The organism is Rhizobium sp. LjRoot30 (genome assembly GCF_964253915.1).
In the GTDB taxonomy this organism is placed as follows: Bacteria; Pseudomonadota; Alphaproteobacteria; order Rhizobiales; family Rhizobiaceae; genus Metarhizobium.
This window is the reverse complement of record NZ_CAXUSG020000004.1, coordinates 229,172-254,247: the sequence shown is the minus strand read 5'-3', so window position 1 is coordinate 254,247 and position 25,076 is coordinate 229,172. Positions and strand designations below refer to the sequence as shown.

24 protein-coding genes are annotated in these 25,076 nt (G+C 62.2%); 10 read left to right on the top strand and 14 right to left on the bottom strand.

Annotated features, from left to right (window positions below; translation table 11 throughout):
• Positions 1-3 precede the first annotated feature (3 nt).
• Positions 4-363, top strand: a complete 360-nt coding sequence (gene imm45, locus ACSQ3I_RS10990) for an Imm45 family immunity protein (RefSeq protein WP_435998758.1) — start codon at positions 4-6, stop codon at positions 361-363.
• Positions 363-1,352: a WD40 repeat domain-containing protein gene (locus ACSQ3I_RS10985; protein ID WP_435998756.1), complete on the top strand. Its 990-nt coding sequence runs from the start codon at positions 363-365 to the stop codon at positions 1,350-1,352. The genes imm45 and ACSQ3I_RS10985 overlap by 1 nt, the downstream gene beginning before the upstream one ends.
• A 53-nt stretch (positions 1,353-1,405) precedes the next feature.
• Here ACSQ3I_RS10985 and ACSQ3I_RS10980 read toward each other — a convergent pair whose 3' ends face one another.
• Both ACSQ3I_RS10980 and ACSQ3I_RS10975 read right to left on the bottom strand, forming a co-directional pair.
• The gene (locus ACSQ3I_RS10980; protein WP_435998754.1) at positions 1,406-3,973 is read right to left on the bottom strand and encodes an HWE histidine kinase domain-containing protein; all 2,568 of its coding nucleotides are present in this window, start codon (positions 3,971-3,973) and stop codon (positions 1,406-1,408) included.
• Positions 3,963-4,520, bottom strand: a complete 558-nt coding sequence (locus tag ACSQ3I_RS10975) for a biliverdin-producing heme oxygenase (RefSeq protein WP_435998752.1) — start codon at positions 4,518-4,520, stop codon at positions 3,963-3,965. Before ACSQ3I_RS10975 ends, ACSQ3I_RS10980 begins: the two co-directional genes overlap by 11 nt.
• Positions 4,521-4,752: 232 nt before the next feature.
• On the opposite strand from ACSQ3I_RS10975, the gene ACSQ3I_RS10970 reads away from it, so the two are divergent.
• Complete coding sequence (locus ACSQ3I_RS10970) at positions 4,753-5,916, top strand: MFS transporter (RefSeq protein ID WP_435998751.1); 1,164 nt, start codon at positions 4,753-4,755, stop codon at positions 5,914-5,916.
• A 118-nt stretch (positions 5,917-6,034) separates the two neighbouring features.
• On the opposite strand, the gene ACSQ3I_RS10965 is transcribed toward ACSQ3I_RS10970, so the two are convergent.
• The gene (locus ACSQ3I_RS10965; RefSeq protein ID WP_435998750.1) at positions 6,035-6,328 is read right to left on the bottom strand and encodes a hypothetical protein; all 294 of its coding nucleotides are present in this window, start codon (positions 6,326-6,328) and stop codon (positions 6,035-6,037) included.
• A 262-nt stretch (positions 6,329-6,590) separates the two neighbouring features.
• On the opposite strand from ACSQ3I_RS10965, the gene ACSQ3I_RS10960 reads away from it, so the two are divergent.
• Positions 6,591-7,757: a hypothetical protein gene (locus ACSQ3I_RS10960; RefSeq protein WP_435998748.1), complete on the top strand. Its 1,167-nt coding sequence runs from the start codon at positions 6,591-6,593 to the stop codon at positions 7,755-7,757.
• A 63-nt stretch (positions 7,758-7,820) separates the two neighbouring features.
• On the opposite strand, the gene ACSQ3I_RS10955 is transcribed toward ACSQ3I_RS10960, so the two are convergent.
• Complete coding sequence (locus ACSQ3I_RS10955) at positions 7,821-8,411, bottom strand: GNAT family N-acetyltransferase (protein ID WP_435998746.1); 591 nt, start codon at positions 8,409-8,411, stop codon at positions 7,821-7,823.
• Between the two features lie 133 nt (positions 8,412-8,544).
• A complete protein-coding gene (gene odc2 / locus ACSQ3I_RS10950; RefSeq protein WP_435998744.1) occupies positions 8,545-9,678 on the bottom strand; it encodes an ornithine/lysine decarboxylase in 1,134 nt (377 codons plus the stop codon).
• A 530-nt stretch (positions 9,679-10,208) separates the two neighbouring features.
• Between odc2 and ACSQ3I_RS10945 the strand changes: the two genes are divergently transcribed.
• The 3 genes from ACSQ3I_RS10945 (at position 10,209) to ACSQ3I_RS10935 (ending at position 12,913) form a co-directional block, all read left to right on the top strand.
• The gene (locus tag ACSQ3I_RS10945; protein ID WP_435998742.1) at positions 10,209-11,102 is read left to right on the top strand and encodes a LysR family transcriptional regulator; all 894 of its coding nucleotides are present in this window, start codon (positions 10,209-10,211) and stop codon (positions 11,100-11,102) included.
• 84 nt (positions 11,103-11,186) lie between these two features.
• Complete coding sequence (locus tag ACSQ3I_RS10940) at positions 11,187-11,828, top strand: DUF1007 family protein (protein WP_435998740.1); 642 nt, start codon at positions 11,187-11,189, stop codon at positions 11,826-11,828.
• Positions 11,822-12,913, top strand: a complete 1,092-nt coding sequence (locus ACSQ3I_RS10935) for a nickel/cobalt transporter (RefSeq protein ID WP_435998738.1) — start codon at positions 11,822-11,824, stop codon at positions 12,911-12,913. The genes ACSQ3I_RS10940 and ACSQ3I_RS10935 overlap by 7 nt, the downstream gene beginning before the upstream one ends.
• Positions 12,914-12,916: 3 nt before the next feature.
• On the opposite strand, the gene ACSQ3I_RS10930 is transcribed toward ACSQ3I_RS10935, so the two are convergent.
• The 4 genes from ACSQ3I_RS10930 to ACSQ3I_RS10915 all read right to left on the bottom strand — a co-directional run bounded on the left by ACSQ3I_RS10930 (position 12,917) and on the right by ACSQ3I_RS10915 (position 15,365).
• Positions 12,917-13,132 carry a hypothetical protein gene (locus ACSQ3I_RS10930; protein WP_435998736.1) on the bottom strand — a complete coding sequence of 72 codons (216 nt, stop codon included), beginning with the start codon at positions 13,130-13,132 and terminating at the stop codon, positions 12,917-12,919.
• Positions 13,129-13,827 (bottom strand): GNAT family N-acetyltransferase, encoded by a 699-nt coding sequence (locus ACSQ3I_RS10925; RefSeq protein ID WP_435998735.1) that lies wholly within the window; start codon positions 13,825-13,827, stop codon positions 13,129-13,131. The genes ACSQ3I_RS10930 and ACSQ3I_RS10925 overlap by 4 nt, the downstream gene beginning before the upstream one ends.
• A gap of 75 nt (positions 13,828-13,902) precedes the next feature.
• A complete protein-coding gene (locus ACSQ3I_RS10920; protein WP_435998733.1) occupies positions 13,903-14,613 on the bottom strand; it encodes a tellurite resistance TerB family protein in 711 nt (236 codons plus the stop codon).
• Positions 14,614-14,726: 113 nt separating this feature from the next.
• Positions 14,727-15,365 (bottom strand): 2-dehydro-3-deoxy-phosphogluconate aldolase, encoded by a 639-nt coding sequence (locus ACSQ3I_RS10915; protein WP_435998731.1) that lies wholly within the window; start codon positions 15,363-15,365, stop codon positions 14,727-14,729.
• 158 nt (positions 15,366-15,523) lie between these two features.
• On the opposite strand from ACSQ3I_RS10915, the gene ACSQ3I_RS10910 reads away from it, so the two are divergent.
• The 3 genes from ACSQ3I_RS10910 (at position 15,524) to trhO (ending at position 17,918) form a co-directional block, all read left to right on the top strand.
• A complete protein-coding gene (locus ACSQ3I_RS10910; protein ID WP_435998729.1) occupies positions 15,524-16,018 on the top strand; it encodes a CYTH domain-containing protein in 495 nt (164 codons plus the stop codon).
• A complete protein-coding gene (locus tag ACSQ3I_RS10905) occupies positions 15,996-16,901 on the top strand; it encodes a CHAD domain-containing protein (RefSeq protein WP_435998728.1) in 906 nt (301 codons plus the stop codon). Before ACSQ3I_RS10910 ends, ACSQ3I_RS10905 begins: the two co-directional genes overlap by 23 nt.
• 75 nt (positions 16,902-16,976) lie before the next feature.
• Positions 16,977-17,918, top strand: coding sequence for an oxygen-dependent tRNA uridine(34) hydroxylase TrhO (gene trhO, locus ACSQ3I_RS10900; protein ID WP_435998726.1), 942 nt, complete (start codon positions 16,977-16,979; stop codon positions 17,916-17,918).
• A 6-nt stretch (positions 17,919-17,924) separates the two neighbouring features.
• Here trhO and ACSQ3I_RS10895 read toward each other — a convergent pair whose 3' ends face one another.
• The 5 genes from ACSQ3I_RS10895 to ACSQ3I_RS10875 all read right to left on the bottom strand — a co-directional run bounded on the left by ACSQ3I_RS10895 (position 17,925) and on the right by ACSQ3I_RS10875 (position 25,075).
• Positions 17,925-20,123 (bottom strand): bifunctional diguanylate cyclase/phosphodiesterase, encoded by a 2,199-nt coding sequence (locus tag ACSQ3I_RS10895; protein ID WP_435998724.1) that lies wholly within the window; start codon positions 20,121-20,123, stop codon positions 17,925-17,927.
• 154 nt (positions 20,124-20,277) lie between these two features.
• A complete protein-coding gene (locus ACSQ3I_RS10890) occupies positions 20,278-21,651 on the bottom strand; it encodes a GH1 family beta-glucosidase (protein WP_435998722.1) in 1,374 nt (457 codons plus the stop codon).
• A 154-nt stretch (positions 21,652-21,805) separates the two neighbouring features.
• On the bottom strand, positions 21,806-23,398 hold the full coding sequence (locus tag ACSQ3I_RS10885) for an ABC-F family ATP-binding cassette domain-containing protein (RefSeq protein ID WP_435998720.1): 1,593 nt from the start codon (positions 23,396-23,398) through the stop codon (positions 21,806-21,808).
• Positions 23,399-23,601: 203 nt separating this feature from the next.
• Complete coding sequence (locus ACSQ3I_RS10880) at positions 23,602-24,789, bottom strand: Gfo/Idh/MocA family protein (RefSeq protein ID WP_435998719.1); 1,188 nt, start codon at positions 24,787-24,789, stop codon at positions 23,602-23,604.
• A 28-nt stretch (positions 24,790-24,817) separates the two neighbouring features.
• Positions 24,818-25,075, bottom strand: coding sequence for a hypothetical protein (locus ACSQ3I_RS10875; RefSeq protein ID WP_435998717.1), 258 nt, complete (start codon positions 25,073-25,075; stop codon positions 24,818-24,820).
• Position 25,076 lies beyond the last annotated feature (1 nt).

Here is a 25,076-nt window from a genome sequence, read left to right as displayed (position 1 = left end):
ACCATGGTCCGCCTGACGGAAACCGCGGCGGAGGCCCTCTGGATCGGTGACATTCTCCGTCTCCCGGAGAATTACGACCTCGGGCCGGGCTCTCCGCCTGTGGATTTGATCGTCTACGAACCGAATGACGAGGAATGCGGTCTGGGCCTCCTGGTGATCTCCGGCTACAAGGCGGGACTGATCTATGCGCTGCTGCCGCTATCTTCGTTGCTCAGTGGCACGCGGGCGCTGGATATCGGCTGGCTGAAGAACAATTGGGACCGCTGGTTCTGCTATGAACATGGGGACGACATGCGCGTGATCGACATCAACGAAGCCCAGATTTTTGCCTGGGACAAGCGGACCATCGAGGGCAAGGCCTGATGCCCACCGTCGCACCCCTCGATCTGACCGGCCACATCGTCACCGCCGCCTTTCTCGGCGATACCCCGTTCTTCGCCAATGCCAACGGCACGATCCACCGCCTCGACGGTGGCGAGAAGGTTACAGAGGCCCATGAAGGCCTGCTGACCTGCATCCGCGATCCGCACAGCCCGAGCCTGTTGTCCGGCGGCGAAGACGGCAAGGTTCTGCGCATCGACGCCAACGGCAGCGTCACCACCATCGCCGAAGCGCCGCGCAAGTGGATCACCCAGATTGCCGCCGGGCCGCAGAACGCCGTGGCTTACGCCCATGGCAAGAGCACCGTCGTCGTGCTCGCCGATGGCAGCACGAAAGAATTCGTCGAAAGCCGCACGGTGGAAGGCATCGCCTTTGCACCGAAAGGATTGCGGATCGCCGCGGCGCGCTACAACGGCGTCTCGCTGCACTGGGTGGCGACGCCGGGCCAGCCTGTGGACCTGGAGTGGAAGGGCGCGCATACCTCCGTTACCTTCTCCCCCGACAATCGCTTCATCGTCACCACCATGCAGGAAAGCGCCCTGCACGGCTGGAAGCTCGACGTCAAGTCCGGCTCCGAGACGCGCCACATGCGCATGACCGGCTACCCCGCCAAGGTGAAGTCGCTGTCCTGGTCGCCGAAGGGCAAATGGCTTGCCTCTTCAGGCGCGCCGGCAGCCATCGTCTGGCCGTTTTCCAGCAAGGACGGCCCGATGGGCAAGGCGCCGGAGGAACTCGGCACCCGCGCCAACATCATGGTCACCAGCGTCGCTTTCCATCCAGTCGAAGAAATCCTGGCGATCGGCTTCGTCGACGGCATGATCCTCGGCGCCCGGATGGCCGACGGCAAGGAAGCCCTGCTGCGCCGCCCCGGCAAGGGTGCCATCACCTCGATGGGCTGGAGCGGCAATGGCAAGCTTCTGGCCTTCGCATCCGAAGCCGGCGATTGTGGCGTCGTCGATATCAGCGCCTGATCCCGTTCGGGACGGTTCGCAGTTCAAGCAAACGCGCAAGCGCAGCAGGCGTATCACTCCGTCTGCTGCGGTTGATCGGCGCTCTCCAGCAAGCGGGCCAGAGACGGAAGTAGGCCTTCCGCATCGTAGGGTTTGCGGATGATCGGCGTGCCCGCCAGGCTGGCCGGGATCAGGGTGCTCTCGCCGTAACCGGTGGCAAATACGAAGGGGATGCCGCGACGACGCAATTCCTCAGCGACCGGCAGCGACGTACCGGTGCCGAGATTGACGTCAAGAACGGCGACATCCGGCGCAAGCTTGTCCAACCGGTGCAAGGCATCCGCCGCCGATCCGGTCGTCGCCACATAGGCAACGCCCGCGCCGATCAGCATCGCCTCGACATCCATGGCGATCAGCATCTGGTCTTCGACCAGCAGCACCGTCAGACCGGCAAGCCGCGAATGCGGCGTTTCGGCCTCCGGTGCATGGCCGGCAGCCGTGCCCGGTACCGGTTTCGCCGTCACTTCGGAGGCGTGTTTGGCCGGGAGCAGGAAACGCGCCTGCAAGCCCTCCGGCGCATAGACCACCTCGCTACGGCCACCGAGATCATACGGCACGCTGCGATCGACCAGCACGGTGCCGAATCCCTGCCGCGACGGAGGCGATACCGGCGGGCCGCCGCTTTCGCGCCAATACAACTCGCAATCGCGAGCCGAGGTCATGCTCCAGGTCACGTCGAGCCGGCCGCCGCGGATCGACAATGCGCCATATTTGGCCGCATTGGTCGATAACTCATGCAGCACCAGCGCCATCACTGAAAAGGCGCGTGCATCGAGCCAGACAGCCGGACCGCCGAGGGTGATCATGCCCGACTGGTTGCGATAGGGCAGAAGCTCGGCGTTGAGGAGATCGACCAGCGCTCCGCCGCCGTCCCCGCGCACCACCTGATCATGGGCAAAAGCCAGCGCTTGAATACGGCCCTTGAGGGAGGCGACGTATTCCTTGATGCTGCGTTGTTCCTGGACCGGATGACCTACCAGCGACTTGATCACCGCCAGGATGTTCTTGACCCGATGATTGAGCTCCTCGTTCAGCATGCGCTGGCGAACATCCGCCTTGCTGCGTTCTTCGGTCAGCAGTTCGTTGTGGCGCAGCACGATCTCCACCAGGGCCGAGCGGATGGCCTCGGCAATGTCGCGGTCCGCATCGCTCCAGGGATGCGCCTGCATGTGCACCAGTTCCTTCCAGATGGCGAAACTCTTGCGTGGCGTCAGCCGGTCGCCGAGCGGGCCGCTTTCGTAGGATTTTTCCGGATTGCCGGCCCAGTTGAGCGTCTGCACCATTTCTTTGCGGAAGAAGAAAAGATAGTCGCGCGGGATCTGCGACAGCGGCACGACCAGCAGGCCGGATACATCGGCATGATAGGTTTCGGCATCCGGCAGGCGTTGCGTCAGAGCATGCGTGGCCCAGATGCGCCCTTCCGCAACCGAGCCGGAAAAGCGCGCCAGCGCCGGGATCGCGGTCGGCGGCGGTGTATGCCCATATCCGCTCCAGGTGCCGTTCATCCACAGGCCGACACCGTCGCAGGGCAGGATATCGGCAATATCGCGCAGATGTTCCCGCAGCAGATCGTCGATCTCGGCATGATGGGATGCCATCTGCAGAAAGCGGTCCAGGGCACGGCGGGCATGCTGTGCCGTATCCAGCTTGCGCTTCTGTTGCAGGACGTTGAGATTGAGCGAAAAGAATTCACCGAACATTTCGGCAGCGACACGAACGGCCATCAGCAGCCGGCGCGGAGCATAGTGATGGCAGGCGATCAGCCCCCACAGGGCGCCATCGACGATGATCGAAATCGACATCGAGGCGGAGACGCCCATATTGCGCAGATATTCGCAATGGATCGGCGAAACGCTGCGCAGATGCGCAAAGGAAAGATCAAGCGGCTCACCGGAGGCATCGCGCTCGGGAACTACGGCGATGCGCTGGAAGTTCACATCCGAGATGATGCGAATCGTATTGCGCAAATAAAGTGCCCGCGCCTGCTGCGGGATGTCGCTTGCGGGAAAATACTGGCCGAAGAAACTTTCGAGATCGCTGCGTTTTGCCTCGCTGACGACCTGGCCGGCTCCATCATGCATGAAACGATAGATCATGACACGATCGTAGCCAAGCATGCCGCGGGTCAGGCGGGCGGTGACGCTCAACAGTTGGTCAATATCCGGGACGCTGCTGATCCGCCCGATCAATTCGCGGGCAAGGGTCAGTGGCTGGCCGGCATCGGGATCGCTGGGCTCGAATTCAATGATGATTGTCGACTTGAAGCGATGGATGGAGACATCGAAGGTGCCGCCCTGCGGCAACGCCATCCCAAACAGCAGTGCCGGTCGCTCCGGATGCTTCATCGCCGCCATTGCATTGCGCAAATCGTGAACATTCTTGGGACCGACGATCTGGTCGAGGATTGTGCCGTTGATCTGGCCCTCGAAACCCAGCATGACCGCGGCATTTTCGGAATGGCGCAGCACGGTCGCCGCGTTGTTGTCGCAGGCCAGCAAGCAACCATGCGGCTGGATACTGCCCGGAATGTGGATCGGCTCGCGATCGCAATTGGTCAGGTCGACCTTGACGTCAGGCTGCATCGATCTTAGGCCCCGCAAAGGCATGTTCCGCAGCTTTGAAGGTGGCATTTGCCGCCTCGACTGCGACTTCGATGTCGAAACCATCGAGTTCTTCGAGAATAGCGAGAAAACCGCGCCAGTTTCCGTTATCGTCCGATTGCCGCGCCAGGTGCCGGGCGCCAAACCGGGAATCAAAACCGAGCGCCTGCGCCCGCCGATAGAGCACCTTCGCGCCAAGGGCGGAGCCTTCGAGCACGTAGCCGATCCCGCACAACCGGGAGATATCGTGCTCGATGCGGGGTACTACCGAATGCCGCATGGGCACGTGCAGATCCGCAAGATCGCGCAGAAGCTCCGCGCCGACGGCTTGCGGATGCCAGGTGGAGAGACGGACGGGCAAGGGCGCGCTCAGCAACATCTGCTCCAGCGGCAACCTGAAGGCCTGCATGCCATCCAAATAACGCCGGTATTCCGCGAGGGAACCGAGTGAGCCTACCAGGGAATCGACCGTGGCGTGGGATTGAGAGGTGCGCTCCCTGAGTTGGAAGCGCCGCGGCGAACTCTGCATGTGTAGACTGAACCCGTTTGCCCGATCGATGAACGCAGTTTGATTGCTATCAACGCGTTGAAGACCCTTACAGTTCCATCGATTTTCTTGGAAGAGAGCAAAATCCGCCGCCCGCGGTGCGAACAGTCTCCAGATCGGCGATGACGATTGTTGGTTTTGTCGCGAAGGTCGGCTAAGGACGGAGGAAAAAGGGGCGGCGACGGCAGGCCCGACAATGACGGGGTGGAAGCAGATGTCCGTAACGACCAGTGGCACACAGGCCGCGGACGGGTTTTCGCCCGATTGGCCGGCGATCGCTGCCGTGATCCTCTCCGTGACCGCCTTTTCCGTTGCCCAGGGGCTGACCTATCCGCTGATCTCGCTGCTGCTCGAAAGCCGTCATGTGCCGTCCAGCATCAACGGCCTGAATGCCGGTACCTTTGCCATCGGGCAGGCCGTTGCGACGCTGCTGATCGGCCGCCTCGGCGCGGTCATCCGTGGCGACCGGCTGATCATCCTCAGCCTCTTCGGCTGTGCCGCCTGCCTGCTGACCTTTGCCTGGTCCGGCTCGATCCCCGTCTGGTTCCTGGCGCGCTTCCTGCTCGGCATTTTCGTCAGCCTCGTCTTCATCCTCAGCGAAGCGTGGCTGAGCGCCGCCTGCCCGGATCATCTGCGCGGCCGCATCTCCGGCCTCTACGGCGCGGGAATGTGCGCCGGCTTCGCGGCCGGACCGCTGTTCATCCCGCTTTTCGGCGGCGCCAACGGCCTGGCGTTTTTCGCGCTTGCAGGCTACCTTTCTTTCGTCGCCTGCGCGACGCTGGTCATCTGCCGTTTCGCCCGCACCCAGCCGGAACAAGCCCCTCCCGGCGGCATTCTACGGTTCTTCGCCGCTGCGCCGCTGCTGATCATGATGGTCTTCGCTTTCGGCTTCGGCGACATCACCGCCATTTCCGGCATGCCGGTCTATTTTACCCGCACCGGCCATAGTGAAGCCTTCGCTGCCTTCAGCGTCAGCATCCTCGCCTTGCCCACCGCCGTCGCCCAGCCTTTCGTCGGCATGCTGCTCGACAAGGTGTCACGCTACAAAGTTGCAATCGGCGCCTGCTTTGCCGCAGCCCTCAGCTACCTCGCCATTCCTTTCCTGCAATCGGAAGCGCTTATCCTCGTTGCTTTCGCCGTTCTCGGCGCGGCGAGCTTTGCGCTCTATACCTGCGCCCTGACTTTGCTCGGCGCCGGCTTTTCGGGCGGACTGCTGATTGCCGGAAGTGCCGCCTTTGCACTCGCTTATGCCGCCGGCAGCGGCCTGGGATCCGTCTCCTCGGGCTTCGTCATGGAGGCCCTTTCGCCGCATGCCATGCCGCTGGGGACTGGAGCGGTCCTGCTTGTCTTCACCACCCTGCTCGCACGCCGCCGCTGACATACCGGGACAAGAGAACGGCGGATGCCGAGGGGATATCGGCATCCGCCGCCATCTGCCGGGCGCGGTCGGGGACAGGGGAGACGGTTGCCGTCGCCTCCCCTGCCGGCTCGGGAGGTTAGTGGTGACGCGGCTTGCGGCCGCCGTCACCGCCCGACAGAATGCCGAGGAGGTTGGTGGTGTTGTTGTTCAGGATGCCGTTGAGGCCGCCCTGAAGCGTGTTGTTGAGGACACCGTTGCCGCTGAGGATGTTGCTGCCATTGCCGATGCCGACGCTCGGTGCCACGACGATGCTTCCGGTCTTCACGCCGTTGCCATTGAGAACGTTGAGAGAAAGGCCGCCTGCGGAAGCCTGCGATACACCCGCAAAGACGACTGCGGCAGCAATGGCAACGAACTTGAGTTTCATCATGTCATTTCCTCCTGTGGTTAAGTGCATCATTTATGCACAACCAGAAGGATATGTTTTAATCCCATTTAATCAAGCATATGCTAATGTTATAATGAACCATTAACAATAACATCTACAATTCTATTAAATTTATCCTCTCTCCCAATTCGCAGTCGCAAATTCAATCCAGGGATGCATCAACAATCCAGGGACAATCTCAAAATATCTTGTTAACCATCTTAATATAATAATTACCTAATGAAATTAGACCGGGAATATATTCATGAAGCAATTCTTGGTTATGGGCCTATGCCTTGCTTCCGCGGCAACCGTCACGCCGGCAAGCGCCCGGCCGCCCGTCGAATTTTCCATCCGTCAAGGCTATAGTTCCAACCTGTTTCAGGATCCCAATCGGCTTTCCGGCGCTTTTTCCGAAGCGACGTTGTCGCTACGCGGCAGCCTGGATCTCGACGGCTCGGCTCTCACCTACGAACTCACGCAGACGGAGCGCGTGGTGAAGACCTACACATTCGGCAACAGCCATGATACGGCGCTCAAGCTCGGCTATCGAAAGCAGCTATCGGAAAGCGTCGCGCTGAAGCTCGAGGGCGCCGTGACACGCAGCGCCACCGGCGATGTCTTCCTTGTGCTGCCGCAGCAGGTGATCGGTTATCGCGAGACGAGCTACGGGGTTCAGGGCGGCGGCGAAGCAAGCTTTGCCATGCTGGGCGGCACGACCAGTTTTTCCGGCAGATACGGGCGCGTCTACAAAGGCAGGGCGCATTTCAACATCGACCTGCTCTTGCCATCAAGGCTCGAGGCGGATGTCGGGCAGATGGTGCTGGCGGCCAATCACGTCCGGCCGCTGCTCGGTGGTGAAGCCGGCGCATACATGGAATACGCCCAGACATTTGTTCCGCAGGACGAACAGCAGCGTTTCGTCCGTTACCCCGCACGCTCGCTGCGCGGGTCCGCCGCCTTTGGACGGAGCGTCGGCTCCGGTTTCACCTTTGTCGCCGATGCCGGCGCCCAGGCGCTTTTTTCCGACAGGCTCGGCACCGGCAAGGTGCCGGTCGAACCTTACCTGCGCGCGCAGGCAGAATGGAAATCCGACAGAGGCCTGACGCTGGCCGCGGGTTACCGGCAGAACCTCGTCATTGACGATATCGACGACGCTGTGGCCGAATGGGTCCGTACCCACTCCGTGGCCATCTCCGCGCCACTGACGGAAACGGTCAAGGCGACGCTCGCCTACGAATTGGCGAAGAACGAATATTATTATTATCTCTACGACACCCGAACACAGCGCTTGACCGGCAAACTCGCCTTCACGCCATCGAAGGGGCCGGCCTTCGAACTCGAATACGCCCATATCCGCCGCGACGAGGCCGACAGCAGCCTGAATTTCGACGGGCATGAGATCGCATTGCGGCTTTTTGGCAAATTCTGAAGCCGGCCTAACAAAAACGGCGGGTTCCGGAGAACCCGCCGTGCCCTTGCCGGCTTTTCGCCGTCAGGCTGCCCGCCGCATCGTCGTCTTGCCAAGCTTCCGGCCGCTCGCCACCAGAAGGCCGGCAGCACCCTCGAGCCAGCCCTCCTTCAGTTCCAGCGCCAGAAACCGCTGCCGGTCGAAGGGACCGGGCATGACCAGGTGCTGCGCCTTGGCGGTGAAGAAGCCGAAACGCTCGTAGTAGGGCGCATCGCCGACCAGAAGGATGGCGCCATGCTCGCGCTTCTTGGCTTCGGCGATGGCCGCACGCATCAGCGCCGAGCCGATCCCCTTGCCCTCGTGGTCGGCATCGACCGCCAGCGGGCCGAGCAGCAGCGCATCGACCGGACGGCCTTCGGCATTGACGCCGGCTTCGACGTTCCAGAGACGCACTGTGCCGATCAGACGGCCGGCCGCATTGCGGGCAACGAGTGCCAGGCCTTCAGCCGGCACACGGCCGCGACGGATCTTTTCCGACGACTTCTTGCGGCGGTCGACGCCCATGGCGCGATCCAGAAGGTTTTCGCGCGCAACGACATCGCCTGCATTTTCGAGGTCGATCGTGAAGGTGGACTGCGCAAAGAATGCGCGCACGGAATCGATAACAGCGGCCATCTTGGCCTCCTGCAACAAAAGGTGCCGCCACAAGCGGACATCGGACATGATAGGTGAAACCGCCCCGGCGCCTGCGGAGCGGTGAAGGACGATCCGCCGCCCGTAAGACCGGGCGGCAACCGTCGGGCGATCCTTAGATCACGTAGGCCTTGAGCGGCTCGAAGCCGTTGAAGGCGACGGCCGAGTAGGTCGTCGTGTAGGCGCCGGTGCCTTCGATCAGGACCTCGTCGCCGATCGAAAGGGAGATCGGCAGCGGATAGAGGTTCTTTTCGTACAGCACGTCGGCCGAATCGCAGGTCGGGCCGGCAATGATGCAGGGCTCCATCTCGTCGCCGTCGCGCTCGGTGCGGATCGGGTAACGGATGGCTTCGTCCATCGTTTCGGCAAGACCGCCGAACTTGCCGATGTCGAGGAAGACCCAACGTGCATCGTCATTGTCCGACTTCTTGGAGATCAGCACGACTTCCGCCTTGATCACGCCGGCATTGCCGACCATGCCGCGGCCCGGCTCGATGATCGTCTTCGGGATGTTGTTGCCGAAGTGCTTGCGCAGCGCCGCGAAGATCGCCTTGCCGTAAGCTTCCGCAGACGGCACGTCGCGCAGGTACTTGGTCGGGAAACCACCGCCCATGTTGACCATCTTCAGGTGGATGCCCTGCTTGGCAAGCGAGCCGAAGACACGCTTTGCATCGGCAAGCGCTGCATCCCAGGCGTCGAGCTTCGTCATCTGCGAGCCGACGTGGAAAGAAACGCCATAGGACTCCAGGCCGAGCTGGTGCGCGTAGACGAGAACGTCGACGGCCATCTGCGGCACGCAACCGAACTTGCGCGACAGCGGCCATTCGGCGCCTTCGCCATCGGTCAGGACGCGGCAGAATACCTTTGCACCCGGAGCGGCACGGGAAATCTTCTCGACTTCCTCATGGCTGTCGACGGCAAAGAGATCGACGCCGAGCGCAAAAGCGCGGGCAACGTCGCGTTCCTTCTTGATGGTGTTGCCGAACGAAATACGGTCGGCCGTCGCACCGGCGTCGAGCGCCATCTGGATTTCGGCAACGGAAGCGCAATCGAAGCTCGAGCCGTGGGCGGCGAGCAGCGACAGGATTTCCGGCGCCGGGTTTGCCTTGACGGCGTAGTAGATCGCGCTGTCCGGCATGGCGTGACGGAAAGCCTTGAAATTGTCGCGCACGACGTCGAGGTCAACCACGAGGCAGGGACCTTCCGGACGGCGGGTGTTGATGAAATCGCGGATGCGGGCAGTGGTCATGGTCGTAATCCCCTACAAGTTCTCAAGCTCCGGCGCGCGGCCAGAGGACAAAATGCAGCCAACGCCCCGCATAGGAACCAGCCGGTGGAGACCCCGGAACCTTTGCAAGCGCTGGATAGCGCAGATAATGAACAAACGCCGCAGAAACGGCATTGTTCGGTTTTTGTCTGCCATGGATTGGAGGGGGATTCCCAACCGCACTTCCGGCAATGAAGGTGTGCCTCTTCAGTAACCCCGGCTGTTGGAAAGCCGGAAGACACCAGAAAGGCCCGCACCGTCGTTGCTTCAGATGTCCTCGCATTTCCCGGTTGGCCGGAATAGCGACTGGAGGGGTTAATTCCAGGTACCTTACCGATTTCCTCACCACATCGAGGATCGGCGGACACCCACGGGCACGTGCGACTTTGGGCTGAGAGGGAGATAAGAATATTCGCCGTCATAATCAAGAATTTTTTTAAGCAGCGGACAGATTTTTTATTGAACGAAGCGGCGCTCCTGTTCACTATTCCTTAACCAATCGGAGGAATCGCATGGACACCCTGACCCGCATCCGCGCCTTCATCGATGTCGTCGAGGCGGAGGGCTTTTCTGCAGCGGCGCGCAAGATGGGCCGCTCGAAGGCGCTCCTGTCGAAATATGTGCGGGAACTGGAAGACGAGCTTGGCGCGCTGCTGCTCAACCGCACCACCCGGCAGTTCTCGCTGACCGAGGCCGGCCACACCTATTACCGCACCGCCTCCGACATCCTCAAGGAAATCGACAACCTCGCCGACCTCGTGCGCGAGAACAATGCCGACCTCAAGGGCCGGCTGCGCATCTCGGCGCCGCGCACCTATATGGACGACGATATCGGCCATTCGCTGATCGATTTCGCCAAGGCACATCCGGACCTCTCGCTGGAAATCCTTTCGGAAGACCGTTTCGTTGACCTGATCGAGGAAGGTTTCGACGTGGCGATCCGCATCACCAAGCTGGAAGATTCCGGCATGATCGCCCGAAAGCTTGCCGATTTCCGCATCTATGTCTGCGCCACGCCGGAATTCATTGAGAAGTATGGTCCGTTGAACCACCCGAACGACCTCTCCAATGTTCCTTTCATCATCGACACCAACACGCGTTCGCACAACAACATCCGTTTCGTCGAGCGCGACGGCTCGGCGTTCTCCGTTCCCGTCACCGGGCCGATCGAAGTGAACAGCCCGCTGGCAACGCTGCGGGCGGCCCGCGCCGGGCTGGGGGTTGCCGCGGTGCCGGATTTCGTCGCCCGGAGCGTCATCGAGTCCGGCGAAATGCTGAGCCTGTTCGACGAGTACCTGCCGGCCGACCGCGGTATCTACGCCGTCTATCCGCACCGCCGCTACCTGCCGGCCAAGGTACGGACCTTCGTCGATTTCCTGTCCAACTGGTTCCGCAAGCGGGACTGACATTTCGTCGCGGCCCGGGTGCCGAAATTCCGTCTTAGTTTACGCCGAAAAGACCTCAACGATTTGCAGAGCCATGGCCGCCGCATGAAACGACTTTCCATCATCATCGCCGCTCCGCTGGCGCTCCTCGCCGGCCAGGCCGCGGCCCATCCGCATATCTTCGCCGAAGCACGGCTGGAGGTCGTTTCCGATGACAGCGGCGCCGTGACGGAACTGCGCAATGTCTGGCGATTTGACGAGATCTTTTCCTCCAGCGTGCTGATGGATTTCGACAAGAACACCAACCTGAAGCTCGATCCGGACGAGCTGGCCGAAGTGGGCAAGACGGTTCGCGATTCGCTTGCCGACTTCAATTACTACATGGCGGTCAGCGAAAACGGCAAAACCATTCCCGTCGCCAAGCCCGATGCCATCAACGTCGACTACAAGGACGGGCAGCTCCTGATGTTCTTCTCGGTCAAGCCGACCGAGCCGATGCCGCTGAAGGGCAAGCTCGCTTTCGGCGTCTACGACCCGACCTTCTACACCTCCATCGATTTCAACAGCGACGAGGACATGGCGACAGTCGGTGACAGCATGAAAGCCTGCAAGCGCGCCGTCGTCCGCCCCGACCCCGATCAGGTGCTGGCCGACAACCAGTCGACGCTGACCGACGCCTTCTTTAGCGATCCCACCGGGACCAATATGTCGAAACTCTTCGCGACGAGATTGGAACTGACATGCTGAACCGCCGCATTCTCTGGATGCTCTGCACCATCGCGCTGTTTGCGGCGACAGCCGGCCTCGATCTCGCCCATGCGCAATCGCCGCTCGGCATCGGCAGCGCCGAACCGGGCATCCAGGTCTCCGGCCCCTTTGCCGGCCTGTTTGCCTGGGTGAACGGCTACCAGCAGGCGTTTTATCGCGCCCTGACCGGCGCCCTGAAGGCGATGCGGGAAGATCCCTGGCAGCTCGGCGCGCTGATCGGCCTCTCCTTTGCTTACGGCGTGTTCCACGCCGCCGGCCCCGGCCACGGCAAGGCGGTCATCTCCTCCTACATGATCGCCAACGAGACGGAGCTGAAGCGCGGCGTGCTGATCTCGTTCCTCTCGGCCTTTATGCAGGGTTTCGTCGCCATCCTGCTGGTCGGCGCCGCCTATCTGGTGTTGCGCGGCTCGTCGGTATCGATGACGCAGGCGACCCAGGCGCTGGAAATCTCAAGCTTCGCGATGATCGCCCTATTTGGCGCCTGGCTGCTGTTCAAGAAGATCCGCTCCTTGCGGCTGCCAATGCCGCAGCCGGAACTGCAGCTCGCCGGCGCTGGCAACACGATGTTTGCCCTGGGAACGCCAGAGGCAGCCAGCCTCCGCACCGCCCATCACAGCCACGGGCACACTCACGATCACCACCATCACCACGGCCATCACGACCATCATCACGCCCCGGGCGTCGCCTGCGAAACCTGCGGCCACGCCCATGCACCCGACCCGGAAATGCTGCGCGCCGAACGGTTTAACGTCCGGGAAGCATGGTCGGCAATCGTCGCCGTCGGTTTGCGCCCGTGCTCCGGCGCGCTGCTGGTAATGACTTTTTCGCTGCTGAACGGGCTTTATCTCGGCGGCATCCTGTCGGTGCTGGCGATGTCGATCGGCACGGCGATCACCGTCTCGGTGCTGGCGACGCTCGCCGTCACCGCCAAGAGCGTCGCCCTGCGCTTCGCCGGCCACGGTTCGCCGACGGCGGCCTGGGTCGGCAACGGTATAGAGATCCTCGGCGCGGTGTTCGTGATGCTGATGGGCCTGCTTTTGCTCGGCGCGGCCCTCCAGGCGTAAGCCTTAAGGCAGGTGACGGCGCTGGTAGCGCGCCCGCAGCCAGAAGATCAGGAAAAACGCCAGGACGGCGGCCGTGCCGAAGATGGCCGCGAGCCATGGGGAAATGTCGCCGAGCCACAGCATGATTTTCGGCATGGCGAAAAACAAGAGGCCGGCACCCAGCAGGATGATGGCGGCGGCAAAAGCCGGCGATCGTTCTTTTTTCTGCGGCGTGCTCATGCCGTCTGCTCCTTGCCGAGTTCGCGCCGGATATTCTCCAGGCGACGTTTCTGTTTGCCGTCCGCATCGAAATTTTCCGGCGCCAGCCAGGCCTTGAAGGCCGCATCGAGCAGCGGCCAGTCCAGGTCAATCATAGAGAACCAGGCGGTGTCGCGCAGCTTGCCGCGGGAAATCATGTGCTGGCGGAAAATACCTTCGAAAGAAAAGCCATAGCGGGCGGCGGCGGCCCGGCTTGCCTGGTTCAGGCTGTGGCATTTCCATTCGTAGCGCAGATAGCCGAGATCTTCGAAGACATGCTTCGCCATCAGGTAATGCGCTTCCGTCGACAACGGCGAACGCGCCATCGCCTCGCCATGCGCCACGCCGCCGACCTCGACGACGCCGTTTGCCAGGTCGGCGCGCATGTAGTTCGCCATCCCGACGATGCGGCCAGTGGAATTATCTCGGAAAACATGAGCGACCCAGCTGGCCTTACCCTGCTGCACACCCTCCAGCCAGGCGGCAAAATCATCGACTCCGCCGAAATCGGGCGCTGCGAAATAGCGTAGGCGCTCGTTCGTGCCCATGCCGCCCAACGCATCCCACAGGGCATGCAGATGCACGGCCCTGTTATAAGGTTCGACGGTGACGGTGCGTCCCCGCAACGTCACCGGCTGCGGCGCCGGGCAGCCCTTGAACTGGGATAGATCGCGCATGGCCTTCCTTTTCGTCTCGCCCAGACGCTTAGGCCAGCCGTTGCGGAAAGGCAATCACCCAGAACGACGCGGCGATCAGACCTTGGCGGTCGATACCGTTGCCTCGATATGGTCGACCAGCGCATCCGGCAGGCCGAGGCGGCCGGCGAGCAGGTCGAGATAACCGCGCTCGGCGCGGCTGTCCGGCTCGATGGCAAGCCGCGAGGCGGTGTAGAGTTCGACGCGCTGCTCTTCCGTCCGCGCGGCGGCAATCAAGGCATCGAGATCGGTCGGCTCGTTCAGTTCCTTCTGGAAAAAGGCTTCCGCCTCGCTGCCGAAACCGGAAAGCTTGACCTTGTCGATGATCCGGGCGCGTTCGGTATCGTCGATATGGCCATCGGCCTTGGCGGCGGCGATCATCGCCTGGATCAGCACCAGCACGAAATCGTTGCGCAAGACTTCCGGTTCGGTGCTGAAGCCGGAATCGGTCGGCGGCGGCAGGAACACCGGTCCGGTCTCCGTGGCGGCGGTCGTGGTGCCGGTCTGCGGCTCCTTGCCGGCCTGGTAATTCTTGTAGGCCTGGTAACCAAGGCCGGCGATGGCGGCAAGCCCGCCGATCGTCAGCGCATTGCCGGCAATGTTGCGACCGGTCTTGGTGCCGAAGATCGCGGCGGCGAGCGCACCGGCGGCCAGCGGATTATCCTTGGCCATCTGCGTCGCCTGCCCGGCCCGGTCGCGAACCGAACCGCCGACACCGGGGATCTGGGAGCCGAGGAACTGATCCAAAATCTTGCGCGCGTCGAACATGCCTGTCGTCTCCGTGGTTGAAGTCTTCGCCGGCAAGATAGGAAGTGATGCCGGCGAATACAAAGGGAGAGGCTGCGGAAAAGCACTCCGCAGCGGCGATAAACCGTAAAAAGTCAGCCCTTGAGGGCGGCCGCTTCCGCCGCAAGCCGGGTGATGCCCGCCCAGTCGCCGGCGGCAACCAGTTCTTTCGGTGCAACCCAGGAGCCGCCGACGCAGACGACGTTCGGCAGCGACAGATAGTCCATGGCGTTCTTCAGGGAAATGCCACCCGTCGGGCAGAAGAAGGTGCCGGCGAGCGGCGAGGACAGCGACTTGAGGTAAGCGGCACCGCCTGCCTGCTCGGCCGGGAAGAATTTTAGCACCTTGTAGCCTTCCTCCCGCAACGCCATGACCTCGCTGGCGGTGGCAGCACCCGGCAGCAGCGGTACGTCGGAATGGCGCGCCACATCCAGCAACTCCTGCGTCGTGCCGGGGCTGACGATGAAGGTGGAACCGGCAGCGACGGCCGCCTCGAAATGCGCCGCGTTCAGGATCGTGCCGGCGCCGACTGCGGCCCCCTCCACCTCGGCTGCGACAGCGCGGACGGCATCCAGTGCCGCCGGCGTGCGCATGGTGATTTCGATCGCCTTGAGGCCACCGGCAACAAGCGCCCGGGCGAGCGGCACGGCGGATGCGACATCCTCGACGATCAGCACCGGAACGACCGGTTGCAGCTTGAGGATGGAAAGAAGTTTTTCGGTTTTTTCACCCATGACCGCACGTCCTTTAAAACGATTGAATTGCCCCTCGAATACCGCGCCCGCGCCGCGATGTCGAGATAAAAGCAAGGGCCGGGGCCTGTCTGCCGCTTTATCAACCGGCATCGCTGCGCTAGGGTGCGGCCGATTGCGCAACGGATCTGACGGACCCCATGGCAAAAGAAATCGAGCGGAAATTTCTCGTCCTTGACACCCATTGGCGTGAATTCGCCTCCGCCGGCGCGACGTTCCAGCAAGCCTATATCGCCTCGATGGACGACCGTTCCGTGCGGGTCCGGGTGATCGAAGGCCAAAAAGCGCTGCTGACCATCAAGATCGGCCGCAATGCGCTGGCTCGCGAGGAATTCGAATACGAGATCCCGCTTGCGGATGCCTGCGACATGATCAAGCAAGCCATCGGCATCGTCATCGAGAAGACCCGCTACAAGGTAATGCACCACGGCTTTACCTGGGAAATCGACGTCTATGACGGAATCTACCGCGGCCTGACCGTCGCCGAGGTGGAGTTGAAGGACGAGGCCGACGATCCCGCGCTCCCCGACTGGCTCGGCCCGGAGGTGACGGGCGATCACCGCTACTCCAACCAGTCGCTGGCGACCGAGGACCTGCGCGAGGAGATCGGTTATGGCGTATCGCATACTGCCTGACCGGTCGTTTACCGCCGAGATCCGCCGTGTCGGCAGGGAACAGTTCGGGGACGCCATCATCGCGCTTACTGAGCGACCGGACGGATTGCACGAGGCAATCCACGACGCCCGCAAGAATTTCAAGCGACTGCGGGGCCTCTACCGTCTCATTTCCGCCGACGCCAAGGGTTTTCGCAAGCAAGAAAACGACCGGCTGCGCGACACGGCCAGAAGCCTTTCCGGCCTGCGCGACGCAACGGCGCTGATCGAGGCGGCCGGCAAACTCGTCGGCCTTGCCGAGAACCGGAAGGAACGGCAAGCACTGGATGGTCTTATCCAGGCTTTGGGCAAACGGCGCGATGCGATGGCTCGGAACGATGCCGAACTGGAAAGCCGCGCCGAGGCTGCCATCGACAGCTGCCGGCAAGGCATGGAAGCGCTGGAAGAGCTCGATTTCGACAATCGCCGGCGGGTGACGGCCAAACGGCTGGCCAAGGGCTGGCGTAAGACGCATGCGCGGGCACTCGCCGCCCTTTCCGGCTGTCGCGACGGCGGCGTTTCTGCCGACTTCCACGATCTGCGCAAACGCAGCCAGGATTACTGGATGTACAACCAGCTGCTGAAACCGCTCTGGCCATCGGCGATGCTGGCCAAGAAGCAAGCGGCAAAAACCCTGACGGACCTGCTCGGCGACGGCAACGACCTGAGTGTTCTCGTCGACCTGCTGGAGACGGACGAGGACTTCGCGGCGTCCGTTGCGACAGGGCCGGTCAAGGCTGCGGTCCAGCGGCGGCTGGCACAACTCCGCAAGGACGGCCTTGCCGAAGCGGAGGACGTCTATGCCGACGTCTCGGAGCGGGAAGCCGAACTCGTCGGTCACCTCTGGGCAAGAGCCGCGAGATAACACGCGACAGAGTGCCGCCGCGCGCCGTTGCAAAGCGGATTGCGCGGGATCGGCGAAAACTGTATTTCACTGCCCATGGACACATCGACGACATTCAGCCCTGAAACAGAGGGCACATTCTGCGTTGCGGCTCTTTATCATTTCGCGGCATTTCCGCGTTTCGAGAGTTTTCGCGCGCCGCTGCAGGACCTCTGCAATGAAAACGGTATCAAGGGCACGCTGCTGATCGCCCACGAAGGCATCAACGGCACCGTGGCCGGCACGGATGCCGCCATCGCCCGCCTGCTCGCCTTCCTGCGCGCCCAGCCGGAATTTTCCGGTCTCGAGCACAAGGAAAGCCGCGCCTCGAAGATGCCCTTCCTGCGCATGAAAGTGCGGCTGAAGAAAGAGATCGTCACCATGGGTGTCGAGGACATCGATCCCAACAAGGTGGTCGGCACCTATGTTTCGCCGCAGGATTGGAACGCGCTGATCAGCGACCCCGATACGCTGGTCATCGACACGCGCAACGATTACGAGACCGCCATCGGCATCTTCCGCGGCGCCGTCGATCCGAACACCCGCACCTTTCGCGAGTTTCCGGAGTGGGTTCGGCAAAATCCCGGCCTGCACAACAAGCCGAAGATCGCCATGTATTGCACCGGCGGCATCCGCTGCGAAAAGGCCACCGCCTTCATGAAGGAACAGGGCTTCGACGAGGTCTACCACCTCAAGGGCGGCATCCTGAAATACCTTGAGGAAGTTCCCGAGGAAGAGAGCCTGTGGGAAGGCGCCTGCTTCGTCTTCGACGAGCGCGTTTCCGTCACGCACGGCTTGAAGGAAGGCGAGCACATCTTGTGCCACGCCTGCCGCGAACCGCTGGAGCGCAAGGATCTGCAATCGCGGCACTTCGAGGAAGGCGTCTCCTGTCCGCATTGTTACGAACGGCGCAGCGACGCCGATCGACAGCGTTACCGCGACCGGCAGCAGCAGATCGAACTCGCCAAGAAGCGCGGCCAGCGGCATCTCGGCAGTTGAGGCCTATCAAGCAGCGGCGGTGCGATCGTCGTTGCCGCCTTCGTTTTCAAGGCGGGCTAGAATTTGCTCCGGCGACGTCGGGCGGCCGAAATAGAAGCCTTGCAACTCGTCGCAGCCGCATAGCTCCAGCGCGATCGCCTGCTCCTCCTTCTCGATACCTTCAGCGGTAACGGGAATGCCGAGCGCCCGCGCAATCGAGACCGTTGCCTGCAGCAACTCGCCGGCCCTCGGGCTTTCGCCCAGCGCCGCCACCAGCGAACGGTCGATCTTCATCCGGTCGAAACCGAACTGGCGCAGGTAGCCGACGCTCGAGAAACCCGAACCGAAATCGTCCAGTGCGATCTTCACGCCCAGCTGCTTGAGTTTGGCGATCGTCCACCGCGCGCGGGCCGGGTTCTGGATGAAGTAACCCTCGGTTACCTCCAGAACGATGCGTGACGGATCGATGCCGGTTTCGCGGATGACGCGCTGGACATTCGAGGTGAAGGCGGGGTTGCGGAACTGGCCGGGCGAAATGTTGACGGCAATATTGATGCCGGGCCAGTTGAGAACCTGCAGGCAGGCCTTGCGCAGGACGAACAGCCCCAGGCTGTCGATCAACCCGGTGGTTTCGGCAATCGGGATGAACCGATCCGGAGACACCGACCCATGGCCCGGCCGATCCCAGCGCACCAGCGCTTCGACGCCGATGGTCCGGCGCCCGCCCGCGGCAATCACCGGCTGGTAGACGACGTAGAGTGCCTCCAGTTCGATTGCACGGCGCAGGTCGACTTCCATGTCGTTGCGCTCTTCCCGGTCGATGTCCATGTCCGGGTCGTAGCGGACGAAACGGCCTCGACCGTTTTCCTTAGCCTTGTACATGGCAAGATCGGCGCGACGCAGCGCTTCCTCGCTGGCGATCAGACCCATCGGCGAAGACGACGCACCGATGCTCGCCCCGACGATCGCAACCCGCTCGCCGATGACAAAAGGTTCCGAGAAGAACTCAAGGATGTTTTGAGCCAGACTTTCGGCGACCCGGTCGATCCGCCGGGTCGCAAGCGCCACGGCGAACTCGTCGCCACCCAATCGTGCCAGCATGGCGCCCTGGGGGATGAGCATCTTCAACCCGGCGGCCACGCCACGGATCAACTGGTCGCCGATACCGTGGCCATACGCATCGTTGACCTCCTTGAAACCGTCGAGATCGAGATAGAGCAACAGGACGTCGCTCTTGTCGCGCCGTGCCTTTTCGACCAGTTGTTCAAGGCCGGCATAAAGACCGGCACGGTTGAGAAGCCCGCTGAGGCGATCCTGCATGGCAAGCTGGCTGGCGCGCGTTTCGTCTTCCTTGAGCCGGCGCATGGCGACGACGCCGATCAACAGCAAGGCAAGAAAGAAACAGCCGACGATACCGACCGCGACCAGAACCATCGGCCGAACCTGTGCAAAGCTCGCATCCCCCGGTCCCCGCGACGTCCACAACATCTTGGCAAGCGTTCGGCCGTCCGGATCGACGATCGGCACGGAGAAGGCGCTTTCGGCTTCCGGCGGCGCCAGATGCAGTCCGTCGATGACATAGACCCGCGACAGTTGCGCCACCTTGTTGTTCAGGTGCCGGGCGAAGATCAGGTAACGGTACTCGTCTTCCTTGACCAGGATTTCGCCGCTCTTCTTGCGGATCAGCGATATGCCGACGGCCGCGATGCCGTCCTGCGTCCGCACGAAACCGGTAGCATCCGGGTCGCTGCCGGTATCGGGCTTGCGGGCCTCGTCGAGCAGGGTCCAGATGGCCGGGCCGAAATAGTCGTTGACGGGAATCTGCATCGGCTTGCCGTCGTGGTAGGCCATCTGCACGTTTCTTTGGGAATCGATGATCACCGCCGTATCGAAAAGATCGCTGTCCAGCGTCATGTCACCAAAATTGCTGACGATCCATTCCGCCCCATCAGGCGCATAGACGTATCGCGTCGCATCGTCCCATGCCGCATAATCGGTCAAGGTGGCCTTCAGCTGGAAACGGAACGTCTTCAGAGCGCCATTTGTGGTTTCGCGCGAACGGCCGTCATCGAGAATGTTGGCATGCCGCGCAACCTCGCCGATCGCAGCAAGCACGATGGACGTCACCACCATGACGACGAAGGCAAATGCCAGCAGCACGCCGGCAACGGCCAACTGCCGCCGCCCTTCGCTTGTCTGCGGAATAAGCCGGGAGGAAAAACGCATCGAACACTCCAGGAGCCATTCCCTAGCCTTCTCGAAAAAGCTTCAAATTCCGTTAAATGGCGCTGTCATCCACCGGTAATATTCACGCATGAGACGAAGCCGGCGGCGCGATGCCCGTTGAGGACGTCGAGGCCGCAACCGTCTTTGCCGGGCCTCATCCGGCCCGGTGATTGCCATGCGGGAACGCGCCGGCGAGTTCGCCATACCACTTGCCGCTCTTCTTCACGGTCCGCACCTGCGTCTCGTAATCGACATGCACGAGGCCGAAACGCATGGTGTAGCCTTCGGCCCACTCGAAATTGTCCATGAGGCTCCAGGCGAAATAGCCGTGAACGGGATAACCTTCGGAAATCAGCCCGGCGCAGACCGACAGATGATCGGCATAATAGTCCAGCCGCGGCTGGTCATCGACCTCGCCATTCTCCACACCCATGTTATAGGCCGCACCGTTTTCGGTGACGTACATGACCGGCAGATCGTAGCGAGCATACAGTTCCTCCACCAGCGACTTCAGCGCCGGCGAATAGACCTCCCAGCCGATATCGGTCTTGACATCGCTGACCGGCGCGGCATTGACCGTAGCCGGAAATTCCGCACCGGGTGTCGGATCGTCGGCGACACGCATCGGCGTGTAGTAGTTGAGGCCCCACCAGTCGAGTTTCTGGCTGATGATCTGCAGGTCGTTCGCCTCGATGGCCGGCATCCGGTCGCCCAGGGCATCGAGCAGGGAAGCGGGATAGGCACCCTTGAACACCGGACCGAAGAAGGCGCCGTTGTGGAAATCGAAGGCCCGCTGCATTGCGGCGCGATCCGCCGCGCTTTCGCTGGCCGGCAAGACGGAATGGGCGTTCAGCACCAGCCCGACCGGCACCTTCGGCGCGACATCTCGGATCGCCTCGACGCCGAGGCCATGCGCCAGATTGGTGTAATGCATCGCATGCAGGGCGGCCTGCATATTGCGCTCACCCGGAGCGTGGATGCCATAGAGATGGCTGAGCCAGACCGAACACCAGGGTTCGTTGAAGGTCGCGACCGCATCCAGCCGGTCGCCGAGACGACCCATGACGATCTTGGCATAACGCTGGAAGGCGTAAGCCGTCGAACGCGCCGTCCAGCCGCCGTCGCCCATCAGCGCCAGCGGCAGGTCCCAGTGATACAGTGTCGCGAAGGTCTTGATGCCGCGCGCCTTGCAGCCATCGACGAGCCGGTCGTAGAAATCGAGGCCGCTTTCGTTGATCGGACCAGTGCCCTCAGGCACGATACGCGGCCAGGCGATGGAGAAACGATAGGCGGAAACGCCCATCTCCTTGATCAGATCGAGATCCTGTTCCAGCCGGTTGTAGTGATCGCAGGCCACATCGCCGTTATCGCGGTTGTGGACGCGGCCCGGCATGTTGGAAAACGCATCCCAGATCGAGGGCTTGCGTCCATCGGCCTTGGATGCCCCTTCAATCTGGAACGCCGCCGTTGCCACGCCAAACAGGAAATCACCGGGGAAACGGGCGGCCAAGGTCTTCGGATCGATCATGATGTTTCGCCTTTTCAAATACTGCTCTTGATCTGGACAGGCGATGTAACGAAGGGGAATACGCTTGTACAGGGCGTTTCGCGCAAATCTGCAACGTTGCAGGAGCGAAATTGCACCCCTGTATCGCGACGGACACGAAAAGGCGGCCGGATGCTCAGCAATCAGGCCCGCCCAGTTGCAGCCGGCGTGAAATGGCGATTTCTTCGAGAAAGAACGCGTCGTGGCTGACCACCAGCAGGGCGCCGTCATAGGCACGCAGGCCGCGCTCGACCACACCGATGGAATCGATGTCGAGATGGTTGGTCGGCTCATCGAGGACCAGGAGTTGTGGCGGGCGCGGCCCGCCGAGCACGCAAGCGAGACCGGCACGCAACAACTGGCCGCCGCTGAGTGTCGACACCTGCTGCAGCGCGGCATCGGCCCGGAACATGAAACGCGCCAGCGCCGCCCGGCAGGCATTTTCATCGGCTTGCGGGTTGATCCGGCGAAAATTGTCGCGGATGGACACCGCCGGATCGAGCAGGCTCACCGTCTGGTCGAGCAGCGCGAACGGAACGCCCACCGTCACCGAACCGCTCCACGGCTGCAAAGCGCCGGTGACAAGCGCCAGCAGCGTCGTCTTGCCCGAGCCGTTCGGCCCGCTGACCGCCACCCGCTCCGGCCCGGTGATGCTGCAGGAAAAACCGCTCAAAATGGGTTGGTCGGGCAGATAACCGACCGTGACATCATCGACACGCAACACCGGCTTGCCTGGCGGCAACAATACCGAGCCGATCTGCGCCGAAAACGGCTGCAGGATTTCGATGCGTTCGCGAGCCGCCGCCGCATCCTCCATCGCCTGTTGGCGTCGCCGTTCGGCAAGGCGCGCCTTGTCCGCACCGGTCTCTTCGGCGCGCCGCTTGAGACCGTCGGCAATGATGCGGGGCATGTCGCCGCGCGCCGCCTTTCGCTTGCCGACCCCGTCGCGCCGTGCCTGGCGCTCGACCTGCTGCTGGGTCGTCTGGGCCAGTTCCACGAGCCGCTTTTCAGCGCTTGCCAGGTCATGTTCGGCTGCCGACAGCTCGATGCGCCGGCGCTCCTGGAACTGGCTCCAGCCGCCGCCGTACCGTTTGGCGCCGATAGAGGTGAGTTCAACGATCGCATCCATCATTTCCAGAAGCTCGCGATCATGGCTGACGACGAGCGCCCCGCCGCGCCAGCGAGACAGCAGATCGATCACCGCCGCCCGGCCTGAGCGGTCGAGATTGTTGGTCGGCTCGTCGAGGAGGAGCATGTCGGGTTCGCTGAACACCAGTGCGGCAAGCGCTGCCCGGGTGCGCTGGCCACCGGAAAGCGCCGCCAGCCGCGTATCCGCAGCCGCATCGAGGCCGACATCGGCAAGGGCGGAAGCCAGACGCACCTCCAGCGTCCAGTCGGCGACGGCGAGGTCTTCGGCCGATGCCTCACCCCGTTCAGCTCGGGCAAGAACAGCAAGCGGTTCGGCGATCTCGAAGAGATCGGCAATGGTTTCGTCCGTTTCCACCTGCACGCTTTGGCGCAACAAACCGATCCGGCCCTCGACGGAGATCGCGCCGGATTGCGGCTGCAACACGCCGGTGACCAGCCGCAGGATCGTCGACTTGCCGACGCCGTTGCGGCCGACAAGACCGGTGCGTTCAGCGCCGAAGCTCAGATCGAGATGGGAAAAAAGCGGTCGGCCGTCAGGCGTGGACCACGTGAGATCGGACAAGGTTATCGAGGCAGGCATGAATAGAAAACTCCCGGAAGGCAAAGCGGTGGGGCATTGCGATCGGGTCAAAATCCATGGTGCACACGTCCTGTCGGTATTGCAGATGGGGACAATTTACGCGACGGCTGCGGCGCATTCAAGGCAGCAGCCATCATTCGGCATTTTATGCCATGCCTCTGCAGCAGAGAGGCATGGCCTTCGCTTAGAGGAGGCTGAACGGCTTAAAGCTTCACCCAGCCGCCATTCTTCTTGGACGAAACAACGCAGGCCTCGACAAAGGCAACGCCCTTCACGCCATCGTCAACCGTCGGATAAATCACGGCAGGGTCCACCGCTTCGCCCGCCTTGCGGGCATTGATCGCCCGCGCCGCTTCCGAATAGATGGTCGCAAAGGCTTCGAGATAACCTTCCGGATGGCCGGAGGGCACGCGGGTGACGCGCGCGGCAGCAGCACCGGCACCGACGCCGCCGCGGGTGATCAGCCGCTTTTCGCCGCCGAAGGGCGTGAACCACAGATAGTTCGGATCGGCCTGCACCCATTCGAGGCCGCCCTTGGTGCCGTAGACGCGCACCTTGAGGCCATTTTCATGGCCCGGCGCCACCTGGCTGCACCACAACATGCCCTTGGCTGGCTTTTCCGAGCCCTTCGCCTTGAAACGCAGCATCACATGGGCATTGTCGTCCAGCCGCCGGCCTTCGACGAAGCTATCGAGGTCAGCCGCCAGGCTGTCGAGTTCGAGCCCGGAGATGAAGGAGGCGAGATTGTAGGCATGCGTGCCGATATCGCCTGTCGAGCCGCCGACACCGGATTGCGCCGGATCGGTGCGCCAGGCGGCCTGCTTCTGGCCGGTCTGTTCCACGGCTTCGGTCAGCCAGTCCTGCGGGTATTCCGCCTGGACGATGCGAATATCGCCAAGCTCGCCATTCGCCACCATTTCGCGCGCCTGGCGCACCATCGGATAGCCGGTGTAATTGTGGGTGAGGATGAAGAGCGCGCCGCTCTCGTCCGCCGCCTTCTTCAGCTTCTTGGCATCGGCGAGATTGGAGGTCAGCGGCTTGTCGCAGATGACATGGATGCCGCGCTTGAGGAATTCCTTCGCCGCCTCGTAATGCACATGGTTGGGCGTGACGATGGAGACGGCTTCGATGCCGTTCTTCAGCTTCGCCTCACGGATCGCCATCTCCTTGTAGCTGGAATAGGTGCGCGACGGATCGAGCCCGAGATCACGACCCGACGCGATCGCCTTTTCCGGCGTCGACGACAAGGCGCCGGCGATCAGATCGAACTGGTCGTCGAGCCGTGCGGCCATGCGGTGCACCGCACCGATGAAAGCCCCCGCCCCGCCGCCGACCATGCCCAACCGGATGCGCGGCGCCCGGCCTTCTTCCTTGGAACCTTCGATAGCCATGTATTTCCTCCTAAGTACCAATTCAAAATCAGCGTGGTTTGCCGTCGATTACGATGTTTCTGTAAATAGCATTGGAAGTGCCGCGCGGAATATTTGGAACGGAACGCATCCGAATTCCCCAGCTTCTATTCTGCGAAAGAAAATCAGCCGCCGCCTCAATTGTTGAGAATACCTGAGCATCCTCTACTTTGTTGTTTGACGGCGGCAGGCAATGAAATCCAGGCCGGCTTCCAGCAACCCAGCAAGCTTCCCTATAACTGCCATTTACGACAGCGGAAACAATCATA

What these genes read in the sequence shown, in the direction of transcription:
- ACSQ3I_RS10895 (WP_435998724.1), bottom strand. Translation starts at nt 20,123, where the DNA reads ATGCGTTTTTCCTCCCGGCTTATTCCGCAGACAAGCGAAGGGCGGCGG.
- ACSQ3I_RS10910 (WP_435998729.1), top strand. Translation starts at nt 15,524, where the DNA reads ATGGCAAAAGAAATCGAGCGGAAATTTCTCGTCCTTGACACCCATTGG.
- odc2 (WP_435998744.1), bottom strand. Translation starts at nt 9,678, where the DNA reads ATGACCACTGCCCGCATCCGCGATTTCATCAACACCCGCCGTCCGGAA.
- ACSQ3I_RS10955 (WP_435998746.1), bottom strand. Translation starts at nt 8,411, where the DNA reads ATGGCCGCTGTTATCGATTCCGTGCGCGCATTCTTTGCGCAGTCCACC.
- imm45 (WP_435998758.1), top strand. Translation starts at nt 4, where the DNA reads ATGGTCCGCCTGACGGAAACCGCGGCGGAGGCCCTCTGGATCGGTGAC.
- ACSQ3I_RS10940 (WP_435998740.1), top strand. Translation starts at nt 11,187, where the DNA reads ATGAAACGACTTTCCATCATCATCGCCGCTCCGCTGGCGCTCCTCGCC.
- ACSQ3I_RS10915 (WP_435998731.1), bottom strand. Translation starts at nt 15,365, where the DNA reads ATGGGTGAAAAAACCGAAAAACTTCTTTCCATCCTCAAGCTGCAACCG.
- ACSQ3I_RS10890 (WP_435998722.1), bottom strand. Translation starts at nt 21,651, where the DNA reads ATGATCGATCCGAAGACCTTGGCCGCCCGTTTCCCCGGTGATTTCCTG.
- ACSQ3I_RS10985 (WP_435998756.1), top strand. Translation starts at nt 363, where the DNA reads ATGCCCACCGTCGCACCCCTCGATCTGACCGGCCACATCGTCACCGCC.
- ACSQ3I_RS10960 (WP_435998748.1), top strand. Translation starts at nt 6,591, where the DNA reads ATGAAGCAATTCTTGGTTATGGGCCTATGCCTTGCTTCCGCGGCAACC.
- ACSQ3I_RS10935 (WP_435998738.1), top strand. Translation starts at nt 11,822, where the DNA reads ATGCTGAACCGCCGCATTCTCTGGATGCTCTGCACCATCGCGCTGTTT.
- ACSQ3I_RS10945 (WP_435998742.1), top strand. Translation starts at nt 10,209, where the DNA reads ATGGACACCCTGACCCGCATCCGCGCCTTCATCGATGTCGTCGAGGCG.
- ACSQ3I_RS10905 (WP_435998728.1), top strand. Translation starts at nt 15,996, where the DNA reads ATGGCGTATCGCATACTGCCTGACCGGTCGTTTACCGCCGAGATCCGC.
- ACSQ3I_RS10970 (WP_435998751.1), top strand. Translation starts at nt 4,753, where the DNA reads ATGTCCGTAACGACCAGTGGCACACAGGCCGCGGACGGGTTTTCGCCC.
- ACSQ3I_RS10875 (WP_435998717.1), bottom strand. Translation starts at nt 25,075, where the DNA reads ATGATTGTTTCCGCTGTCGTAAATGGCAGTTATAGGGAAGCTTGCTGG.
- ACSQ3I_RS10885 (WP_435998720.1), bottom strand. Translation starts at nt 23,398, where the DNA reads ATGCCTGCCTCGATAACCTTGTCCGATCTCACGTGGTCCACGCCTGAC.
- ACSQ3I_RS10980 (WP_435998754.1), bottom strand. Translation starts at nt 3,973, where the DNA reads ATGCAGCCTGACGTCAAGGTCGACCTGACCAATTGCGATCGCGAGCCG.
- ACSQ3I_RS10975 (WP_435998752.1), bottom strand. Translation starts at nt 4,520, where the DNA reads ATGCAGAGTTCGCCGCGGCGCTTCCAACTCAGGGAGCGCACCTCTCAA.
- ACSQ3I_RS10920 (WP_435998733.1), bottom strand. Translation starts at nt 14,613, where the DNA reads ATGTTCGACGCGCGCAAGATTTTGGATCAGTTCCTCGGCTCCCAGATC.
- ACSQ3I_RS10930 (WP_435998736.1), bottom strand. Translation starts at nt 13,132, where the DNA reads ATGAGCACGCCGCAGAAAAAAGAACGATCGCCGGCTTTTGCCGCCGCC.
- ACSQ3I_RS10965 (WP_435998750.1), bottom strand. Translation starts at nt 6,328, where the DNA reads ATGATGAAACTCAAGTTCGTTGCCATTGCTGCCGCAGTCGTCTTTGCG.
- ACSQ3I_RS10880 (WP_435998719.1), bottom strand. Translation starts at nt 24,789, where the DNA reads ATGGCTATCGAAGGTTCCAAGGAAGAAGGCCGGGCGCCGCGCATCCGG.
- trhO (WP_435998726.1), top strand. Translation starts at nt 16,977, where the DNA reads ATGGACACATCGACGACATTCAGCCCTGAAACAGAGGGCACATTCTGC.
- ACSQ3I_RS10925 (WP_435998735.1), bottom strand. Translation starts at nt 13,827, where the DNA reads ATGCGCGATCTATCCCAGTTCAAGGGCTGCCCGGCGCCGCAGCCGGTG.